Below are 17,162 nucleotides of genomic sequence, written 5' to 3' on the forward strand. Positions count from 1 at the left end.
CAGTCTATCTACTTCATTAAGGTATATACAACTTGAGGCTAAATCGCCAAAGAGCATCGATAGAATGATATCTTTGGGCTATTCGAAGCTTTGACAAAATAAATCAAAAGCATAAAAGGAATTTCCAGCACAAAATTGGCTAAACAACTTGTCATTTGACAACTTTGATAAAACCTATCTCTCTTATAGCAACGAATAGCTCTATCTATCATCGTACTACACATATAAGTCTTACCAAATCGACTCTTCATTTCATTCTCTTTAATTGACGCATCTGCTGTTTTTTGTTTTATTAATAATCAAGTTCCAAAAAGAAACTAAAAACTTAGTAAAAGGAAAAGCACAATGAACCCAAAAGAAATGACTGGACTGCAACTTCTACAAGCCATGTGTGCAGGGAAAATTCCTCCTGCAAGTATTAGCGAAACTATTCCTATGCAGCCTTATGAAGTATCTGAGGGCAGTATTAGCTTTAAGGCTAAAGCAGATGCACGACACTTAAATCCGCTTGGCGGCGTGCATGGTGGCTTTGCTGCTACGGTACTCGACTCGGTGACAGGTTGTGCCATTCACACGTTATTAGAGGCTGGTGTGGGTTATGGCACCATCGACTTAAATATTAAAATGTGTCGTCCGATCCCAAAGAATGTTGAACTTACAGCGATAGGAACAGTCATTAATATCAGTACAAATTTAGGGATTTCTGAAGGGAAAATTATTGATGACAATGGCAAACTTTATGCACATGCAACTGCAACCTGCATGATTATACGTCCTTAATATTTTTATTTTTCTGCTTGCAATTCAATGCGAGCAGATGATGATTCAAACTTAAATTGCTGAATGTAAGGCACGAATTAATTGGCCTTCGCTTAGATCAATGCGATTACTGCCCTTTTGAAAGCAGTAATATTTTAAAGCACTATCTAACTCAACACGAAGTTCTTGTTGTTCTGAAATAGACCATACTTTAGAACGATTTGAGCCTGATAACGCATTACCTGCCAATTGGTATAAATACAAATCTTGCTTGCGTTGCAAAGGCACACGACGACCATCATCTTGATGTTCAAAACGTAAATGACATGGCGCGTTGATCAACCATTTTTCACTAAACCACAGTTGTAATAAATCACCCAATGCTAAGTCACGTTGACCCAAAGGCCAAACGTCAACGTACGCACCTTCAACAGGTGTTTGATATTGCTCTTGGTTACTGATAATGGAAAGATAGTTTTCTTGATAGAAAGAAAAGTTTGAAAAAATCTGAGAAATAGTCAGCGTATTCATTCGCTTTCTCCTGTTTAGCCATTTTAGTGCTGGCAAGTTGGGTTTAAATCCACACTGTTTAAACATATGTTTAAACGCTCTGTTGTTCCATTCAGACTATCAATTGAATTTTTTCTTTGCAAGCCTAAGATTCATTTTTTCTAAAAAATCCTTCTTTTTGTTCAAATAAAAAACATCTATCACGCATTTCTCCTCAGATTGGTATTTTTAGCTTGACCCTCCCCAAAATCTGCTTATAATCGCATTCAGATTCTCCAATAGCTCAGTCGGTAGAGCGACGGACTGTTAATCCGCAGGTCCCTGGTTCGAGCCCAGGTTGGAGAGCCAAATTCTAAAGCCCATTTATTTAAATGGGCTTTTTTAATGACTATGATTTACATATAATCTATAAGTCATTGTCATTAAAATAAAAAAATGTTCATTCAAGTTGATGCTGAATCAAATAAAACTGCCTTAAAACACTATCTCACTGCATTCATTTTTCTTTTAATTTTTATCAGCCCATTTGCAATTTATTTGGTGAGCTGCACACCCGAAAGTGAAATTGAGCAACATTTCAAAACACCACCCAATTTATATAATAGTGAATCGAACACCCTTCTTGACAGCAAGCTACAATGGTTGATTCCACCTCAGCAGTTTCAAAATCACAATACTATTCCCGAAATATCTGAATCTGTATTGAACGAGATGACAGAAGGACTATATTGGTCAAGCACACCGATTACGCTGCAAAACCAATCTGATCAGTTATATGTTCATATCGATTTTGCAGGTCAGCAACAAACTCGAAAAGATCTTGAAATTTCGGTACTGCCGTTATGTATTGTTCACGAGAAAGAAACACCATGTATGAAAGCTGGGTTAAATGCAACTGGACAACTTTTTAACATCTCAACTCAAAAAAATACGCAATATCACACACTAGAGACCAATAAGTCATGGATGTTTTATGGCCATGAATTCCAAGAAAATTATATTATTCCACCACAAGCCACTCTCAAATTTTTAGTTAAAGCCAACATCCCTGAACACTTAACCCTGCAATGGCTTAGGCTAAGCATCAGTACTAGCCCCATTGTTGAGAAACAGCAAAATTTTATGCTCATGACGCAAAACAGTATAAGAATAAAATATGCACTTGCTCTATTGCCATTCTTCATATTAGCTTTGATGCACATTTTTCAAGGGTTTGAAAGCCTGCGTAATTTATCTATCGGCGCACTTTCAGCACTTTTATTTGCAATCAACACCATCATTTGGGATATCCATTATATGGTGATTGGCTGCCTGATTTTATGTTTTGCAAGTGTCTGTTATTGTTTTGAGAGCCGATATTATCGATTGCTTTATTTAACGGGTTGTTTACTGATTGCAGGCTATTCGCAGCAATATTATGGTGGTTTTAATAAACACTTTTTCACTCAAACCAGTTTAATTTTATTGATAGGTTTATCGATGTTTTATCTTGAACCTAAAGATAGCTAAATCATTTTCATAAAAAAGCTCCGCAAATCGCAGAGCTTTTTCTCTTTAAATCACATTAAAACTCAAAGTATATTTATATCGTTTTAATGCGTGTTCCTTCATTTCAAAAGGCTGTTGATAATCCATTTTCAGCAAATACTGACCACGATCTGATAGGTTAAAATTCAAATTTCCATCTTGATCAGTTTTAAGCGTTTTATAAACTTTTCCTTCACGGCTGTAATCCGTGGTTTGCTGCAAAATTTCAACCTGTAAACCCGCAACCGCTTTTTTCTGATCTAGCACTTTCAGTTGCACAGGCTCATTATGCTTTATAGCATTTGGATGGGTTTTAAATTGCACATCAAAGCCATCATGTAAATGATTCACCACATGTGTAGAGGTTGCACGGCGTGATACAAAAGTTTCAATGATTTCCTGCGTTTGAATACTTTTGATTTGCGACTTTTTAGTCAACTCGGCTGTATAAATGACATTTGCATTCGCAGTTTTTTGAGGATCACGCACACCATTGATTAACGCTTTCCACTGCTTTTGATCATAAGCAAAACGCGCTGTACTTCCCTGTTTTTCACCACGAATACGATACGTGCCATCCTGCTTATTTTCTAAACTATAACTGCTGACCGTTTGCGTTTTTACCCAATCGGCATCTGTTAAATGCAGCTTATCACCTGATGGTGTATATACATGGAAATTAAAGTTTTTAATGGCTATTTCAGAAACAAACGGATTGTCATAAAAACCAGAAAGAATGGCACTATGATTATTAAATGTTTGATAGTTTAGAGGCGCAACATAAGGATAATGCGCTTGAGCCTGACCAACCGCACACAAAGCGATACAGAGTAAAGTGAATTGTAATTTCATATTAAATAAGTGAGCTTAAATTGTTTGATTCATAGAGATCGTTTCATTTTAGATTCACCCAAGATAATTATAAATAATTCTTATTATCATTTATTTTAAGTGCATAAAAAATCCCCCATTCTGGAGGATTATTTTATCAAGCTGCTTTGACTGGCACACCACTATGAAAGCGGAATAAATCATCTGGGCTGCTAATCAGATTTTTTTCAACTTCACGAATATGCTCAATACGCATCTGAATATCTTCTTTCGGGTTCTTTAGCTTATTGGTCGTCGCCACATCCATGGCCAATGCTAAATAGTCCTCATAATGGCGTGATTCAGACTTTAGCAAATAGCGGTAGTACCGCCCCAACTCTTCATCCACATGTGGTGCAAGCGCATAGAAACGCTCACATGACCGTGCTTCAACAAATGCGCCAATCACCAAGATATCAATTAACGCTTCTGGCTCATAAGTCCGTACTTCTTTACGTAGACCACCCGCATAACGACCAGCACTGATAGCAGCCCATTCCTGACCACGTTTTGCCATCAGTTCCAGCACTTGCTCATAGTGCAGCATTTCTTCACGTACTAGCTGTGCCAGTTTGATTTGTAAATCCGAAAAAAAACTATAACGAAACATCAAATTCATTGCCGTACTTGCTGCTTTCTTTTCACAATTGGCATGATCCTGCATCAGGATATCCAAATTATTTAAAGCTTCATCTAGCCATGCTTTTGGTGTTTCACACCCCAAGAAGCCAATGACTGGCTTCATTAGGGCATCATAATCAATATTTGACATATACTTTACTTAAATAATTAACGTGCGGCTTTAATCGCAGCTTTCATTTGTTTTACAGACTGTGCCAATCCAATAAACACTGCATCAGCAATAATCGAGTGACCAATATTTAGTTCATGAATTTGCGCAATGCGCGCAATCGGAGTGACATTGTCAATATTTAAGCCATGGCCAGCGTTCACAATCAAACCTTTAGATGCGGCATATTCAGCACCTCGAATAATACGTTCCAGCTCTGCTTTCTGCGCTTCAGGTGTTTCAGCATCTGCATATGCACCTGTATGCAACTCAATCGTAGGTGCGCCACAGGCAATTGCTGCATCAATTTGAGCGAAGTCAGCATCAATAAATAATGAAACTTCGCAACCAATCGCTGCAAGTGCTTGAGTCGCATTTTTTACATCTTCAAAATGCCCAACAACATCTAAACCACCCTCAGTGGTGACCTCTTCACGCTTTTCAGGAACGAAGCATACATGATGAGGTTGAATCTCTTTGGCGAATTTAACCATTTCATCGGTCACCGCCATTTCAAGATTCATATGGGTTTTTAATACAGAACGCATACGACGCACATCATCATCTTTAATATGGCGACGATCTTCACGTAAATGTAGCGTAATCCCTTCCGCCCCCGCTTGCTCACAAATAATTGCGGCATTCACAGGATCTGGATAAGTTGTCCCACGTGCATTTCGTAGTGTTGCCACATGGTCAATATTTACACCAAGCAAAGCTGCCATAATTCTTTCCTAATGACGTTGAGTTTGAGAATTCTGTATCCACAATTGACGACTTTTTAATGGACGATCACCAAGCAAGGAAGTAATCATTTGTCGGTACAACTTAGACAGTAATTGTAACTGTTCAGAATTAAATTCCCCACCTTTTTCATAATCACACATACTTAAAATATGTTGACCTGACAATGTTGCGCGTGAGGCTTTAATGACAGGTTGAAAACCTTCATTTAAATGAAATTGATAATTTTCATGAAGCTGAATTTGCTGTTGATTTGCATCAGTTGAATAATCCAGCGCATAACCCAACTCTTCAAGTAGCTCATGCTCAAACTGTCTAAGGATTTGTCGCAAAAACAGGTCAGGATTTTCTTGCGCAGACATGCATTGGAGTTGTTCTAAGGTATGCGCATATTGAGCAAATGTCTCTGGCATCTCGACCTCTAAGGGACATAACCTCAATAAGACTTCATTCAAATAAAAACCTGAAAAAAAAGCATCCCCATAAAAGAATATGGGTTGATTTACAATTTCAAGTTTACTGAAATTTTTAAGCTCAGACTTGCCGGAGGCTTGCAAGCAGATCGGTTGATACTGAGGCGGAGGTGTTTGCCTGAGAATACCATCAACTCGGCCATGCTCCTGCGTAAACAAGTGCACGATATGACTTTTTTCACGATATTTACGATGGTGAATTAAATAACCATGCAGTATCTCATTACGCATGATTTAAGATATTAATCCTTGTCTTTCTTTTTCTTTTCGTCTTCTTCATCATCACCCCCATCTGGAATGACTGCACCTACAACTGCAGCGGTCCCTTTGACCACGCCTTTTGTGGTTTTATAAGCCACTTTGACAGGAACAGTAACGATTTTATGAATACACCCTTGTAGAAACAAAACACATGCCACTACAGCTAATACTTTCATCATTACTCTTCCCTCAAAGTTTTAAATGTCTAGCAATTAAATATCGCTATAACCCAAGCTTTTCAATGCACGCTCATCATCAGACCAACCACCTTTGACTTTCACCCAAAGTGTTAGCATGATTTTTTGCTCGAACATTTTTTCCATATCCACACGTGCATCCATACCGATTTTCTTCAGTTTGGCACCTTTCTCACCAATCACAATGGCTTTTTGGCCAGAGCGATCGACAAAAATCGTCGCATCAATATAGGTACACGCCGCTTTAGGACGACCAGTTTTTGGATTAATTGTTGCTTCTTCTGTTTTAAACGACTCAATTTGAACCGTTAAATCATAAGGCAGCTCTTCACCCAATTGACGCATGATTTTTTCACGGATAATTTCAGATGCAAGGAAACGCTCTGAACGATCAGTCAATTGCTCAAGTGAATACAGTGGTGGTTGGAACGGCAGATATTTCTCAATCGTACTGCGCAAATGATCCAAATTTGCACCGCGTAACGCTGATACAGGAACAATTTCTGCAAAATTCATCAATTTTGCACGCTCTTGTATCAAGGGTAATGCATGGTTTTTGTTTTCTAGCGTATCAATTTTATTGATCACAAGAATAACTGGCATATCGGCATTTTTTAGCTTTTCTAACACTAAATCATCATTCTGTGTCCATTTGTCTGCATCAATCACAAACAAAACCAAGTTCACATCACGAAGTGCAGAATGCGCCGCACGGTTCATCATTTTATTGATGGCACGGACTTCTTTTTTGTGCATCCCGGGCGTATCCACGAATACTGCCTGAGACTTTTCGCGTGAGTCAATACCCACAATTTTATGACGCGTCGTTTGTGGTTTACGTGACGTAATTGAAAGTTTTTGACCCAAAATATGGTTCATTAACGTTGATTTACCCACGTTTGGACGACCGACAATCGCCACAAAACCACTTTTAAAATCGGCAGGAATTTCAGTACCTTGCGCACTAAAAAACTGACTAATTAAATCGTTACTGTCGCCTTGCGACTCGTGATCAGCATCTACGTGATCGGAATGAGTAGTCATTAAGACTTTTTCTCCAAAATTTCTAAGATTTCTGCCGCTACAGCTTGTTCAGCAAAGCGACGGCTTGAACCTTCACCGTATTTAACAGGGAGCCCTTCGACTGTACATTCAACTTTAAAATGTTGGTTCGGAGCATCACCCTGAATATCTACAACCTCGTAAACCGGGAGAGGTTTTTTACGTGCTTGTAAATACTCTTGCAAACGTGATTTAGGATCTTTCAGTTGATCGGTTGGTTCAATATGATCTAAATATGGCACATACCATTTAAGAACAATCGGTTCCAGAATTTTTAAATCCTGACAATCGACATAGATTGCACCAATGATCGATTCAACGGTATCCGCAAGTATAGACTCGCGATGATGACCGCCAGATTTCAACTCACCTGTACTCAAGATTAATTCTTGACTGAGTTTTAAGTCATTGGCAATTTTACCTAACGCTTCCTGACGAACCAGTGTCGCACGCATACGCGTTAGACGCCCTTCATTTTCATGCGGGTAGGCATGGTACAGATAATTGGCAATTATCATACCCAATAATGAATCGCCCAGATATTCTAGGCGTTCATAATTGTATTTATGGCTCACCGATCGGTGGGTCAAGGCCAGTTGTAACAATTCAGGTTGTTTAAACTGATAACCGATACGACTTGCTAAACGAGCTTCATTTAGCTTGGACTGAGCTTTGATCAAAACTTTTCTCGAACTTCAACACAATATCAATATTCAATAAGAAAGGTTTTCTTATTTCATAATCTGTTTTCACTTGTAGACCATCTACATTAGTGACTTGAGCAATATCTTTAAAATTTAAATCACGTACACCATTCATATCTAAACGCTGTGACATTTGTGACTCAAACTTACTCGGAGCAATATTTTTAGGACTGCTCTTCATCAATTCTTCAATTTCATTGTTGACGAGACGATCGTCAACATACGGTCCCCAAACCGCAATTAATGCTTTTGCTAAAAAAGCAAAACCAATAATAGCAATTAAAATTGCTATATAAGACGTTCCCCGCTGATGTCTCATTTTATTTTCCTGATGTAAGACTAATCAATACTGCCATTACGACTAAATGAAGGCAGTTTTAAACCAGGTTCCTTATGCATCCACTTGTAAAAAGCACGTCCAGTCAGGTTTTCTTCAGGCACAAAGCCCCAAAAACGACTGTCCGCACTTTGATCGCGATTATCCCCCATCGCGAAATAGTGACCTTCAGGAACCTTAACTTCCCAATATAAACCATTTTCTGTTGAATATTTACCATTTTCAACATAGTTGATAAATGGCGCTTGGCGCGCAACATTGACACCTTCAAGCTCACGCATGGTAAACGTATGCTTACCCATGGTTTCTTTATGATAAATCGATGTAGGTGTGTCGAGTTGATCTTTTTCACGGCTAAATTCCACAGGAACTTTTGCCACTTTCTGACCATTCACACTCAGTTGACCATGATCATAAATAATATGATCCCCTGGTAAACCAACCACACGTTTAATATAGCTAATGGTTGGTTGTGGTGGATAACGGAATACAATGACATCTCCACGTTCAGGCTCACCAACATCAATAATTTTTTTATTAATAATAGGTAATCGTACGCCATACTGATATTTATTCACCACAATAAAATCACCTGTCTCTAAAGTTGGAACCATAGAGTCTGATGGAATATTAAATGGCTCATATAAGAATGAACGCATTACCAAAACTATCGCTAGAATCGGCCAAAAGTCATAAGCCCATGCGATAACGACATTTTCATTCCCTTTACCTTTGGTCTGTCGTTGTTTCCAGACAAACTTATCCAACAACCAAATTAAGAAAAAAATGACTGTGGCAGGAACAAGGATCAAATTAAAGTCAAAATCCATGAGCTCATAAACCTCTATTTATTATCTTTCTACTTTCAATACAGCAAGGAACGCTTCTTGTGGGATTTCGACGCTGCCCACTTGCTTCATACGTTTCTTACCTTCTTTTTGTTTCGCAAGAAGTTTCTTCTTACGTGACACGTCACCACCATAACATTTTGCCAATACGTTTTTACGCATCGCTTTTACAGTTGAACGTGCAATGATTTGCGCACCAATTGCTGCTTGAATAGCCACATCAAACATTTGACGTGGAATCAAATCTTTCATTTTTTCAACTAGAGCAATACCACGGTGACGAGCATCTTGGCGGTGACAAATCATGGCCAAGGCATCCACCTTCTCACCATTAATTAACACATCAACTTTAACGAGAGATGAACTCTCAAAACGGACAAAGCTATAGTCAAGCGATGCAAAGCCACGTGAACATGATTTCAACTTATCAAAGAAATCCATTACCACTTCAGCCATTGGAATTTCAAACGTAATGGCCACTTGGTTCGCCATGAACTTCATATTCTTTTGAACGCCGCGACGTTCAACACATAAAGTCATCACATTACCCAAGTATTCTTGCGGTACTAAAATGTGACATTCAGCAATTGGCTCACGTAAGTCTTCAACTGTTGAACCATCCGGCATTTTAGAAGGACTATCGATATAAATGGTTTGACCATTTTTCATCACCGCTTCATAAATTACGGTTGGTGCAGAAGAAATCAGGTCCAGATCATACTCACGTTCTAAACGTTCTTGTACAATTTCCATGTGCAGCATACCCAAGAAGCCACAACGGAAGCCAAAACCAAGTGCATCTGAACTTTCAGGTTCAAAGAACAACGCTGAGTCATTAATTTGCAGTTTGTGCAGCGCCTCACGGAACGGTTCAAATTCACTTGAATCGATTGGGAATAAACCTGCATAGACCTGTGGTTTCACTTTTTTGAAACCCGGTAAGCTTTCAACTTCTGGTGTAGTTGCCAAGGTAATCGTATCACCAACTGGAGCACCAAAAATATCTTTAATACCCGCAATCACAAAACCAACTTCACCTGCTTCGAGCATGTCCGTTTCTGTGTGTTTCGGATTAAAAATACCTACTGAAGTAATGATGTGCGTTTGACCTGTTGATTTCATCAACATTTTATCGCCTTTACGCACACGACCTTCTTTAATACGAACTAAAGAAACCACGCCCAAATAGTTGTCGAACCAAGAGTCAACAATTAAGGCTTGTAATGGTGCATTACGATCGCCTTCGGGTGCAGGAATAACATTTACCAGTGTTTCAAGCACCCCTTCAATGCCTAGACCGGTTTTAGCTGAACATGTAGGTGCTTCAGTCGCTTCGATACCAATAATGTCTTCAATTTCTTGAATAACACGCTCTGGCTCTGCTTGCGGCAAATCAATTTTATTTAAAACAGGTAGGACTTCTAAACCTTGTTCAATTGCGGTATAGCAATTCGCTACAGATTGTGCTTCTACCCCTTGTGCAGCATCGACAACCAATAGTGCACCTTCACACGCAGCCAATGAACGTGAAACTTCATAAGAAAAGTCAACGTGCCCCGGTGTGTCAATGAAGTTGAGTTGGTATTCTTCACCATTAGGATGGGTGTAATACAAAGTCACTGACGCAGCTTTAATCGTAATACCACGCTCACGTTCCAATTCCATAGAATCTAGAACCTGCGCCTGCATTTCACGATCTTGCAAACCACCACAAGTTTGAATAAATCGGTCGGCAAGGGTCGACTTACCATGGTCGATATGCGCAATGATCGAGAAGTTACGAATGTTTTTTATATCAACAGATTTTTTAGCTTGCGCCATGGGCTACCTTGGAAAAATAAAAGCGCTATACATGCAATTCTTTATGCATAGCAAAAGCCGAATAGAAATTGCCGAGGATTATAGCAGATGGATTTTTCAAAGTATCGAAAATAATGCATTGCTTTTATGCAAGTCATTCATCCTACATGGAGAACTTGGCTAGTCTTGGTTTGAAATTTTGCGATAAAATCAAACTCAAAGATCATAAGCACTAAAATCCAGCGGATTTAGGCTATCCGCAATAGGTTGATACGCTTGGGTAAAGGTTGGCGACATGCGTTTTGGACGACCTGTGGCAATTTCAATGCATGCCCACTGCGTATTGCCTGTAAATAATATCGCTTTGTCTTTAGGTCGATAAAATACATACTGACGAAATGAATACAACGCATTGATATCATTGAGCCACGTTCGCAGAATAATCTCCTCACCTTCAACTGCTGCTTTGCGATATTGCACATGATGCTCAACAGCAACCATGGCATGCTTCAATTCAATATATTCTTTTAAGCCTAAACCCAAGGCTTCAATATGTGCTGTCGCGACATCTTGCATCCAACTGACGTACACCACGTTATTCACATGATTTAATGTGTCGATATGTTCAGCTTGAACTGTAATTTTTAAATCAAAGATATCGCTCATAGCGTCCTGCAAATTTTAAAATATGCTCCACAGTCTACTCATTTTTATCTAAGGGTAAATTGCAAAAACACTAAAGTTAAAAAAACCACTCGCTTGGAGTGGTTTTCATTCAGTAATTCATTATTGAATGCGCATGCCCACAATCGCACGTTGCCCCTGACGAATCAAAGAAACACGTGCAATGCTGCCATTTTTCAATTCTGAAATAACTTTCACAAAATCTTCTGCATTATTCACAGCTTTATTATTAACTTGAGTCACAACGTCACCCGGCTGAATTCGCGCTTGTGCAGCAATACCACTAGCTCGTACATCTTGAATTAATACACCACCTTTCACACTCAGTTGCTTTAATTCATCTGCAGTTAAATTACGAATTGACACCCCAATCACCGGGCCTTTTTTCACAGGTGCAATTTCAGCTTTTGCAGGCGTATCATCTGGTGCAGTGATCAAGGTTGCTGAAATGTTTTGGCGTTTATCATCACGTAATACTTCAAGCTGAATACTTTGATTAGGACCTGTACGATTGAGATAATTCAGTAGTTCGCCAGTACGTGAAATCGGTGTACCATTAAATTTCAAAATGACATCACCCGCTTTAAAGCCAGCTTTTGCTGCGGGTGAATTCGGTGCAACTTGAGTAATCAATGAGCCCTCAGGTTTTGAAAGGTTATAGGATTCAGCAAGATTCCGATCGATATCTTGCAGCATAACGCCTAAGTAAGCACGTGTCACCTTGCCGTTTTTCTTTAATTGGTCTGCAACATCCATCGCCACATCAATAGGAATCGAGAACGATAAACCCATATAACCACCCGTACCACTAAAGATACGAGAGTTCACCCCAACCACTTCACCAGACTGGTTAAATAAAGGGCCGCCTGAGTTTCCGGGGTTCAATGCCACATCGGTTTGAATAAATGGAACCGAGGTTTCTCCCATCATATTGCGCATTTTCGCACTGACAATCCCTGCCGAAGCTGAATAGTCAAAACCAAATGGTGAACCAATAGCCAACACTGGCTCACCTACACGTAAACGGTCAACATTACCTGTGCGTAGCTCTGGAAAATTTGAACCTTTCACCTTTAGCAAAGCCACATCAGTCCGCTCATCACTACCCACAACGGTGGCATCAATTTCACGGCGGTCATTCAATACGATGGTGACTTTCGATGCATCTTCTACCACATGGTGATTAGTTAATAGATAACCATCTTTACTAATAAAGAATGCGCTTCCATAACCGGTCTTTTCTTGCGGCATTTTTTGCTGCGGGATAACGACCTGATTACCAAAAAAGCGTCGTAATATTTCTGGGACTTGCTGCTGTAAAAGCTCTTCTTGACTGAGCTTTTTAACCACATTCACGCTTACGACAGCTGGGCTGACCTGTTCAACCAAATTGGAAAAATCAACAGGACCTGCTGCCTGCGTTTGTACGCTAGCAACCGTAAACACAGCTGCATAAAGTCCCTTTTGTAAATACGATTTATTCATTGTTAGCATTCACTCAATTGTGCTTATCATTTGAAATACGTTAGTTTTTATCACAATGCAAGTCTAAGCTTCGTAATAAAATGTTTGATGAATATTTAGGATAAACAATCTTAAACATTCCTTAAATATTACAGATCCATGAATATTTTTCATTATTTAGTTAATTTATAGTCATTGCGTTTTTAGGCAAAAACAGTTGTGATGATCGGACATTTTTAAAATTAGCTGATGGACATGTCTAATTTAAACACGACACATCAATTTGATGTGATTATTGTGGGAAGTGGCGGTGCAGGTTTAAGTTTAGCCCTCTCGTTACCAGATCATTTTAATATTGCTGTTTTAGCTAAGTCGACGCTGACGGATGCCAGTACATATTTTGCCCAAGGTGGCGTGGCAGCCGTCCTCGATAAAACAGATTCCATTGAACAACATATCGATGACACCATGATTGCAGGTGCACATTTATGTGAAATGGCGGCGGTAAAACAAACCGTTGAAGGTGGTAAGCCCTCTGTCGATTTTCTACTGAATCAAGGGGTACAATTTACTTTAGACGAACAAGAACAGCTACATCTGACCCGAGAAGGTGGCCACTCTCAGCGCCGTATAATTCATGCAGCGGATGCAACTGGACGTGCAATTTCCACAACATTGGTAGAACGCGCCCAAGAAAAATCAAATATTCAGATCTTTGAAAACTATATCGCGATAGATCTAATTACCGCACAAAAGTTAAATCCTGAAACTGAAAACCGTGCTCTCGGTCTGTATGCTTTAGATGAAAAAACCGAAAAAGTACATACCTTTTTAGCACCCTTCACTGCCCTTGCCTGTGGTGGTGCCATGAAAGCATATTTATATACATCAAATCCCGACATTGCGACGGGTGATGGTATTGCCATGGCGTATCGTGCAGGCTGCCGTGTTGCCAATATGGAGTTTAACCAATTCCATCCAACCTGTTTATATCATCCTCAAGCTCGCTCTTTCTTAATTACCGAAGCGATGCGTGGCGAAGGTGCCTATTTACGTCTTCCAGATGGTGAACGCTTTATGCTGCGCTTTGATGAGCGTGCCGAATTAGCACCACGCGATATCGTAGCGCGCGCTATTGATTATGAAATCAAACGTCTAGGAATCCGTCATGTTTGGCTTGATATCACCCATAAACCTGCAGAATTTGTCAAAGAACATTTCCCAACATTGTATGCACGCTTAATGGAACTCGGTATTGATATTACCAAAGAAATGATTCCGGTGGTTCCGGCAGCACACTACACCTGTGGTGGCGTTGTGGTTGATGAAAACAGTCAGACCGATATTCCAGGCCTATATGCCATTGGAGAAACCTCTTATACCGGCCTACATGGTGCAAACCGTATGGCAAGTAACTCCTTACTTGAATGTTTCGTCTATGGTATGAGTGCTTCAGCACATATCACATCACAACATCAAGGGACTTATCAGGCGCCTCATGTCCCAGAATGGGATGACTCGCAAGTGACCAACCCTGATGAAGACGTGGTGATTTTGCAAAATTGGGACGAGCTTCGCCAAACCATGTGGAACTACGTGGGTATTGTCAGAACAACCAAGCGCCTCCAACGTGCCCTACACCGCATTGAAATGCTTAAGCGTGAAATCACCGAGTATTACCAAGATTACCAAGTCAGTAAAAATCTGATTGAACTCCGTAACTTAGTATTGGTATCAGAAATGATTGTGCGCTGTGCAATGGAACGTAAAGAGTCTCGTGGTCTGCATTTCACTTTAGACTATCCTGAACAAGCAGACGAACTACGTAAAACGGTGTTAAGTCCACCCGATTTCCAAGTGGAATGTCCATTGGTGAATACAGAACTGGTTTCTTAAACATCTAAAATGTCTAAAAACCATAAAAAGCCGAATATAAATTCGGCTTTTTATTTGAATCAGCAAATGCAATTGAGCCTTTATATTCGTTTTGGTGGAATAGAATAACTCCCTGTTATATGTGCAACAGGCTCATCCACACCTGCTGAATACACCAACACCTCACCATAAATTATACTTTTGCCCACTTTCAGCAATCGACACTCGCCTATTAAATCTTGATTGGCTTCGGGTTTTCTTAAAAAATTAATATTCATATTGGTCGTGACTGCAAGACCGACAATTCCAATCTCTGCAAGTATTGCCACATACAATGCAAAGTCCGCCAAAGTCATCATAGTCGGGCCTGAAACAGTATTGCCAGGCCGCAAATCTTTTTCAGTCACATGCCAAATTAAAGTGGCAGCCTTTTCACCAACTTCAACGATAGTGCAATGCTTTAAGCTTGGCGCAAATTCAGTCTTAAGGAAATTGATAATCTCCTGTTTTGTAGCATGCATAAAAAATCATCCATAACTTTTGCTATGAATGATTTTTAAATCAATTACCTAACAAATACTATGGCATTTTAGATCTGCTGTAGTTGCGATAATGCCTGTTGGAATACATGCTCAGGTGTTTGGGTTGCGTCAAGGCGTTTCATTCGTTCAGGATGCGTTTGATGAATCTCAGCAAAACCTGATCTTACTTTCTCAAAGAAAGTTGCTTTCTCTTGTTCAAAACGGTCTAAAGCACCACGCTCTCTTGCTCTTAACATTCCTGTTTCAATCGGTGCATCAAGCCAAAAAGTAATATCCGGTATACGCGCAACAAAACTTGCATTTAAGACATTGAGCTTGTCACGATCTAAACCACGTCCTGCACATTGATAAGCAAAACTCGAATCGGCAAAACGATCGCATAAAACGATTTTACCTTCTGCCAATGCAGGTAAAATCACGCGCGCCAAATGCTGTGCGCGTGCAGCATACATAAGTAACAACTCTGTATCATCACTCATTGCTTCATCATGATTGACGGCCAGAAGTAATGCACGAATTTGTTCAGCCATAGGTGTACCACCCGGCTCACGTGTAAGTACGACATTTTTACCCAAATTTTGGAAATGATCATGTAATTTACGAATGAGTGTAGTTTTACCCACACCTTCCGTACCTTCAAAGCTAATAAACATGCTCACTCCTTAGTTTTTCGCACGAATTACAGATAAATATTCTTGTACCGCGCGGTTATGGTCTTGCAAATTACTGCTAAATTTATGGCCGCCATTTCCTGTTGCAACAAAATATATATTGTTAGATGAATCAGGATGCATCGCGGCTTCAATTGCTTTTTGACTCGGCAAAGCAATCGGTGTTGGTGGTAAACCATTAATCGTGTAAGTGTTATAGGCTGTTGGTGTACGTAAGTCCTGACGAGTTATATTACCGTTGTACTTATCGCCCATGCCATAAATAACCGTAGGGTCCGTTTGTAAACGCATGCCTTGTTGCAAACGACGGACAAACACCCCTGATACTTGCTCTAACTCACGATCAAGACTGGTTTCTTTTTCAATAATCGACGCCATAATTAAGGCTTCATATTTATCTTTGTACGGTAAATTTTGAGCTCGATTAGTCCAAGCCTGATCTAAGGCTTTGATTTGTCTGTTATACAAATCTTTTAAAATTTTACGATCAGACTCGCCTTTTGCAAAGAAATACGTATTCGGTGCAAATAATCCTTCAGGGTGTGAATACGGAATGCCGAGCTCTTTTAAGATTTCTGCATACGGTAAATGACTGATGTCATGCGTCACCAAAGGGTCATTTTTTAAAGCATCTATCAGTTGCTTAAATGTCGTACCTTCGATCACTAGAATTCGATTCATTTGCGCATTTTCAGAATTCGAAATCAACTCCATAACTTCTCGTACACTCATACCTTCATGAATTTCATACACACCTGCTTTTAAGGTGTCATTAATCATGAACTTTTGGTACAACTTCAAAATAATAGGAAAATGAACTTGTTTCTCTTTGGCCAGTCGGTCAATAAAACCTGAATAGGTATCCCCTGCACCAATCGCCAACATTTGCTTTTTGCCTTCCACGGGATAGGCTTTAAATAAACTCGACCACAGTAAAATCGCCACAAGTACAACGATGCCAAGTAGCACAACCAAACATGCTTTAAATGGAAAACCTGCTTTGGCAGATTTTTTCTTATTTGTTTTTTTAGACGCGGTGGACAT

Annotated in this window: 19 protein-coding genes and 1 tRNA gene; 4 read left to right on the plus strand and 16 right to left on the minus strand. The window is 39.6% G+C overall.

Features of this window, described 5'->3' with window-relative positions; translation table 11 throughout:
• Positions 1-345 precede the first annotated feature (345 nt).
• On the plus strand, positions 346-780 hold the full coding sequence (locus tag FTV38_RS10940) for a PaaI family thioesterase (protein ID WP_180022480.1): 435 nt from the start codon (positions 346-348) through the stop codon (positions 778-780).
• Between the two features lie 51 nt (positions 781-831).
• On the opposite strand, the gene FTV38_RS10945 is transcribed toward FTV38_RS10940, so the two are convergent.
• The gene (locus FTV38_RS10945; protein WP_180022481.1) at positions 832-1,290 is read right to left on the minus strand and encodes a hypothetical protein; all 459 of its coding nucleotides are present in this window, start codon (positions 1,288-1,290) and stop codon (positions 832-834) included.
• A 251-nt stretch (positions 1,291-1,541) separates the two neighbouring features.
• Here FTV38_RS10945 and FTV38_RS10950 point away from each other — a divergent pair.
• A tRNA-Asn gene (locus FTV38_RS10950) sits at positions 1,542-1,617 on the plus strand.
• A gap of 87 nt (positions 1,618-1,704) precedes the next feature.
• Positions 1,705-2,778: a hypothetical protein gene (locus tag FTV38_RS10955; protein WP_180009941.1), complete on the plus strand. Its 1,074-nt coding sequence runs from the start codon at positions 1,705-1,707 to the stop codon at positions 2,776-2,778.
• Between the two features lie 45 nt (positions 2,779-2,823).
• Here FTV38_RS10955 and FTV38_RS10960 read toward each other — a convergent pair whose 3' ends face one another.
• The 12 genes from FTV38_RS10960 to FTV38_RS11015 form a co-directional block, all read right to left on the minus strand.
• A complete protein-coding gene (locus FTV38_RS10960; protein WP_180022482.1) occupies positions 2,824-3,648 on the minus strand; it encodes a DUF4198 domain-containing protein in 825 nt (274 codons plus the stop codon).
• Positions 3,649-3,784: 136 nt separating this feature from the next.
• The gene (locus FTV38_RS10965; protein ID WP_180022483.1) at positions 3,785-4,438 is read right to left on the minus strand and encodes a tRNA-(ms[2]io[6]A)-hydroxylase; all 654 of its coding nucleotides are present in this window, start codon (positions 4,436-4,438) and stop codon (positions 3,785-3,787) included.
• Between the two features lie 17 nt (positions 4,439-4,455).
• Positions 4,456-5,181, minus strand: coding sequence for a pyridoxine 5'-phosphate synthase (gene pdxJ / locus FTV38_RS10970; protein ID WP_180022484.1), 726 nt, complete (start codon positions 5,179-5,181; stop codon positions 4,456-4,458).
• 9 nt (positions 5,182-5,190) lie between these two features.
• Positions 5,191-5,907: a DNA repair protein RecO gene (recO, locus tag FTV38_RS10975; RefSeq protein ID WP_180010013.1), complete on the minus strand. Its 717-nt coding sequence runs from the start codon at positions 5,905-5,907 to the stop codon at positions 5,191-5,193.
• An 8-nt stretch (positions 5,908-5,915) separates the two neighbouring features.
• Complete coding sequence (locus FTV38_RS10980) at positions 5,916-6,113, minus strand: NF038104 family lipoprotein (protein ID WP_180009944.1); 198 nt, start codon at positions 6,111-6,113, stop codon at positions 5,916-5,918.
• Positions 6,114-6,146: 33 nt separating this feature from the next.
• Positions 6,147-7,175, minus strand: coding sequence for a GTPase Era (gene era / locus FTV38_RS10985; RefSeq protein ID WP_180007638.1), 1,029 nt, complete (start codon positions 7,173-7,175; stop codon positions 6,147-6,149).
• Positions 7,175-7,873 (minus strand): ribonuclease III, encoded by a 699-nt coding sequence (rnc, locus tag FTV38_RS10990; RefSeq protein ID WP_111883979.1) that lies wholly within the window; start codon positions 7,871-7,873, stop codon positions 7,175-7,177. The genes era and rnc overlap by 1 nt, the downstream gene beginning before the upstream one ends.
• Positions 7,845-8,216: a DUF4845 domain-containing protein gene (locus FTV38_RS10995; protein WP_168378031.1), complete on the minus strand. Its 372-nt coding sequence runs from the start codon at positions 8,214-8,216 to the stop codon at positions 7,845-7,847. Before FTV38_RS10995 ends, rnc begins: the two co-directional genes overlap by 29 nt.
• A 20-nt stretch (positions 8,217-8,236) precedes the next feature.
• Positions 8,237-9,064 carry a signal peptidase I gene (gene lepB / locus FTV38_RS11000; protein ID WP_168378032.1) on the minus strand — a complete coding sequence of 276 codons (828 nt, stop codon included), beginning with the start codon at positions 9,062-9,064 and terminating at the stop codon, positions 8,237-8,239.
• 21 nt (positions 9,065-9,085) lie between these two features.
• Positions 9,086-10,903 (minus strand): translation elongation factor 4, encoded by a 1,818-nt coding sequence (gene lepA / locus FTV38_RS11005; RefSeq protein WP_168378033.1) that lies wholly within the window; start codon positions 10,901-10,903, stop codon positions 9,086-9,088.
• 195 nt (positions 10,904-11,098) lie between these two features.
• A complete protein-coding gene (locus FTV38_RS11010; protein WP_078190331.1) occupies positions 11,099-11,548 on the minus strand; it encodes a thioesterase family protein in 450 nt (149 codons plus the stop codon).
• A 120-nt stretch (positions 11,549-11,668) separates the two neighbouring features.
• A complete protein-coding gene (locus FTV38_RS11015; RefSeq protein WP_168378034.1) occupies positions 11,669-13,051 on the minus strand; it encodes a Do family serine endopeptidase in 1,383 nt (460 codons plus the stop codon).
• Positions 13,052-13,279: 228 nt separating this feature from the next.
• Between FTV38_RS11015 and nadB the strand changes: the two genes are divergently transcribed.
• Complete coding sequence (gene nadB, locus FTV38_RS11020; protein WP_180022485.1) at positions 13,280-14,926, plus strand: L-aspartate oxidase; 1,647 nt, start codon at positions 13,280-13,282, stop codon at positions 14,924-14,926.
• Between the two features lie 80 nt (positions 14,927-15,006).
• On the opposite strand, the gene FTV38_RS11025 is transcribed toward nadB, so the two are convergent.
• The 3 genes from FTV38_RS11025 to mltG form a co-directional block, all read right to left on the minus strand.
• On the minus strand, positions 15,007-15,426 hold the full coding sequence (locus FTV38_RS11025) for a PaaI family thioesterase (RefSeq protein ID WP_180022486.1): 420 nt from the start codon (positions 15,424-15,426) through the stop codon (positions 15,007-15,009).
• Between the two features lie 68 nt (positions 15,427-15,494).
• The gene (gene tmk / locus FTV38_RS11030) at positions 15,495-16,100 is read right to left on the minus strand and encodes a dTMP kinase (RefSeq protein ID WP_180022487.1); all 606 of its coding nucleotides are present in this window, start codon (positions 16,098-16,100) and stop codon (positions 15,495-15,497) included.
• 9 nt (positions 16,101-16,109) lie between these two features.
• Positions 16,110-17,162 carry an endolytic transglycosylase MltG gene (gene mltG, locus FTV38_RS11035; RefSeq protein ID WP_180022488.1) on the minus strand — a complete coding sequence of 351 codons (1,053 nt, stop codon included), beginning with the start codon at positions 17,160-17,162 and terminating at the stop codon, positions 16,110-16,112.

The organism is Acinetobacter sp. YH16044, from assembly GCF_013417145.1.
Lineage (GTDB): Bacteria > Pseudomonadota > Gammaproteobacteria > Pseudomonadales > Moraxellaceae > Acinetobacter > Acinetobacter amyesii.

Coding starts and splice junctions, on each gene's coding strand:
- FTV38_RS11015 (WP_168378034.1), bottom strand. CDS start 13,051: ATGAATAAATCGTATTTACAAAAGGGACTTTATGCAGCTGTGTTTACG.
- FTV38_RS11010 (WP_078190331.1), bottom strand. CDS start 11,548: ATGAGCGATATCTTTGATTTAAAAATTACAGTTCAAGCTGAACATATC.
- FTV38_RS10995 (WP_168378031.1), bottom strand. CDS start 8,216: ATGAGACATCAGCGGGGAACGTCTTATATAGCAATTTTAATTGCTATT.
- lepA (WP_168378033.1), bottom strand. CDS start 10,903: ATGGCGCAAGCTAAAAAATCTGTTGATATAAAAAACATTCGTAACTTC.
- era (WP_180007638.1), bottom strand. CDS start 7,175: ATGACTACTCATTCCGATCACGTAGATGCTGATCACGAGTCGCAAGGC.
- FTV38_RS10940 (WP_180022480.1), top strand. CDS start 346: ATGAACCCAAAAGAAATGACTGGACTGCAACTTCTACAAGCCATGTGT.
- FTV38_RS10945 (WP_180022481.1), bottom strand. CDS start 1,290: ATGAATACGCTGACTATTTCTCAGATTTTTTCAAACTTTTCTTTCTAT.
- FTV38_RS10960 (WP_180022482.1), bottom strand. CDS start 3,648: ATGAAATTACAATTCACTTTACTCTGTATCGCTTTGTGTGCGGTTGGT.
- lepB (WP_168378032.1), bottom strand. CDS start 9,064: ATGGATTTTGACTTTAATTTGATCCTTGTTCCTGCCACAGTCATTTTT.
- nadB (WP_180022485.1), top strand. CDS start 13,280: ATGGACATGTCTAATTTAAACACGACACATCAATTTGATGTGATTATT.
- pdxJ (WP_180022484.1), bottom strand. CDS start 5,181: ATGGCAGCTTTGCTTGGTGTAAATATTGACCATGTGGCAACACTACGA.
- FTV38_RS10965 (WP_180022483.1), bottom strand. CDS start 4,438: ATGTCAAATATTGATTATGATGCCCTAATGAAGCCAGTCATTGGCTTC.
- tmk (WP_180022487.1), bottom strand. CDS start 16,100: ATGTTTATTAGCTTTGAAGGTACGGAAGGTGTGGGTAAAACTACACTC.
- FTV38_RS10980 (WP_180009944.1), bottom strand. CDS start 6,113: ATGATGAAAGTATTAGCTGTAGTGGCATGTGTTTTGTTTCTACAAGGG.
- FTV38_RS10955 (WP_180009941.1), top strand. CDS start 1,705: ATGTTCATTCAAGTTGATGCTGAATCAAATAAAACTGCCTTAAAACAC.
- FTV38_RS11025 (WP_180022486.1), bottom strand. CDS start 15,426: ATGCATGCTACAAAACAGGAGATTATCAATTTCCTTAAGACTGAATTT.
- mltG (WP_180022488.1), bottom strand. CDS start 17,162: ATGTCCACCGCGTCTAAAAAAACAAATAAGAAAAAATCTGCCAAAGCA.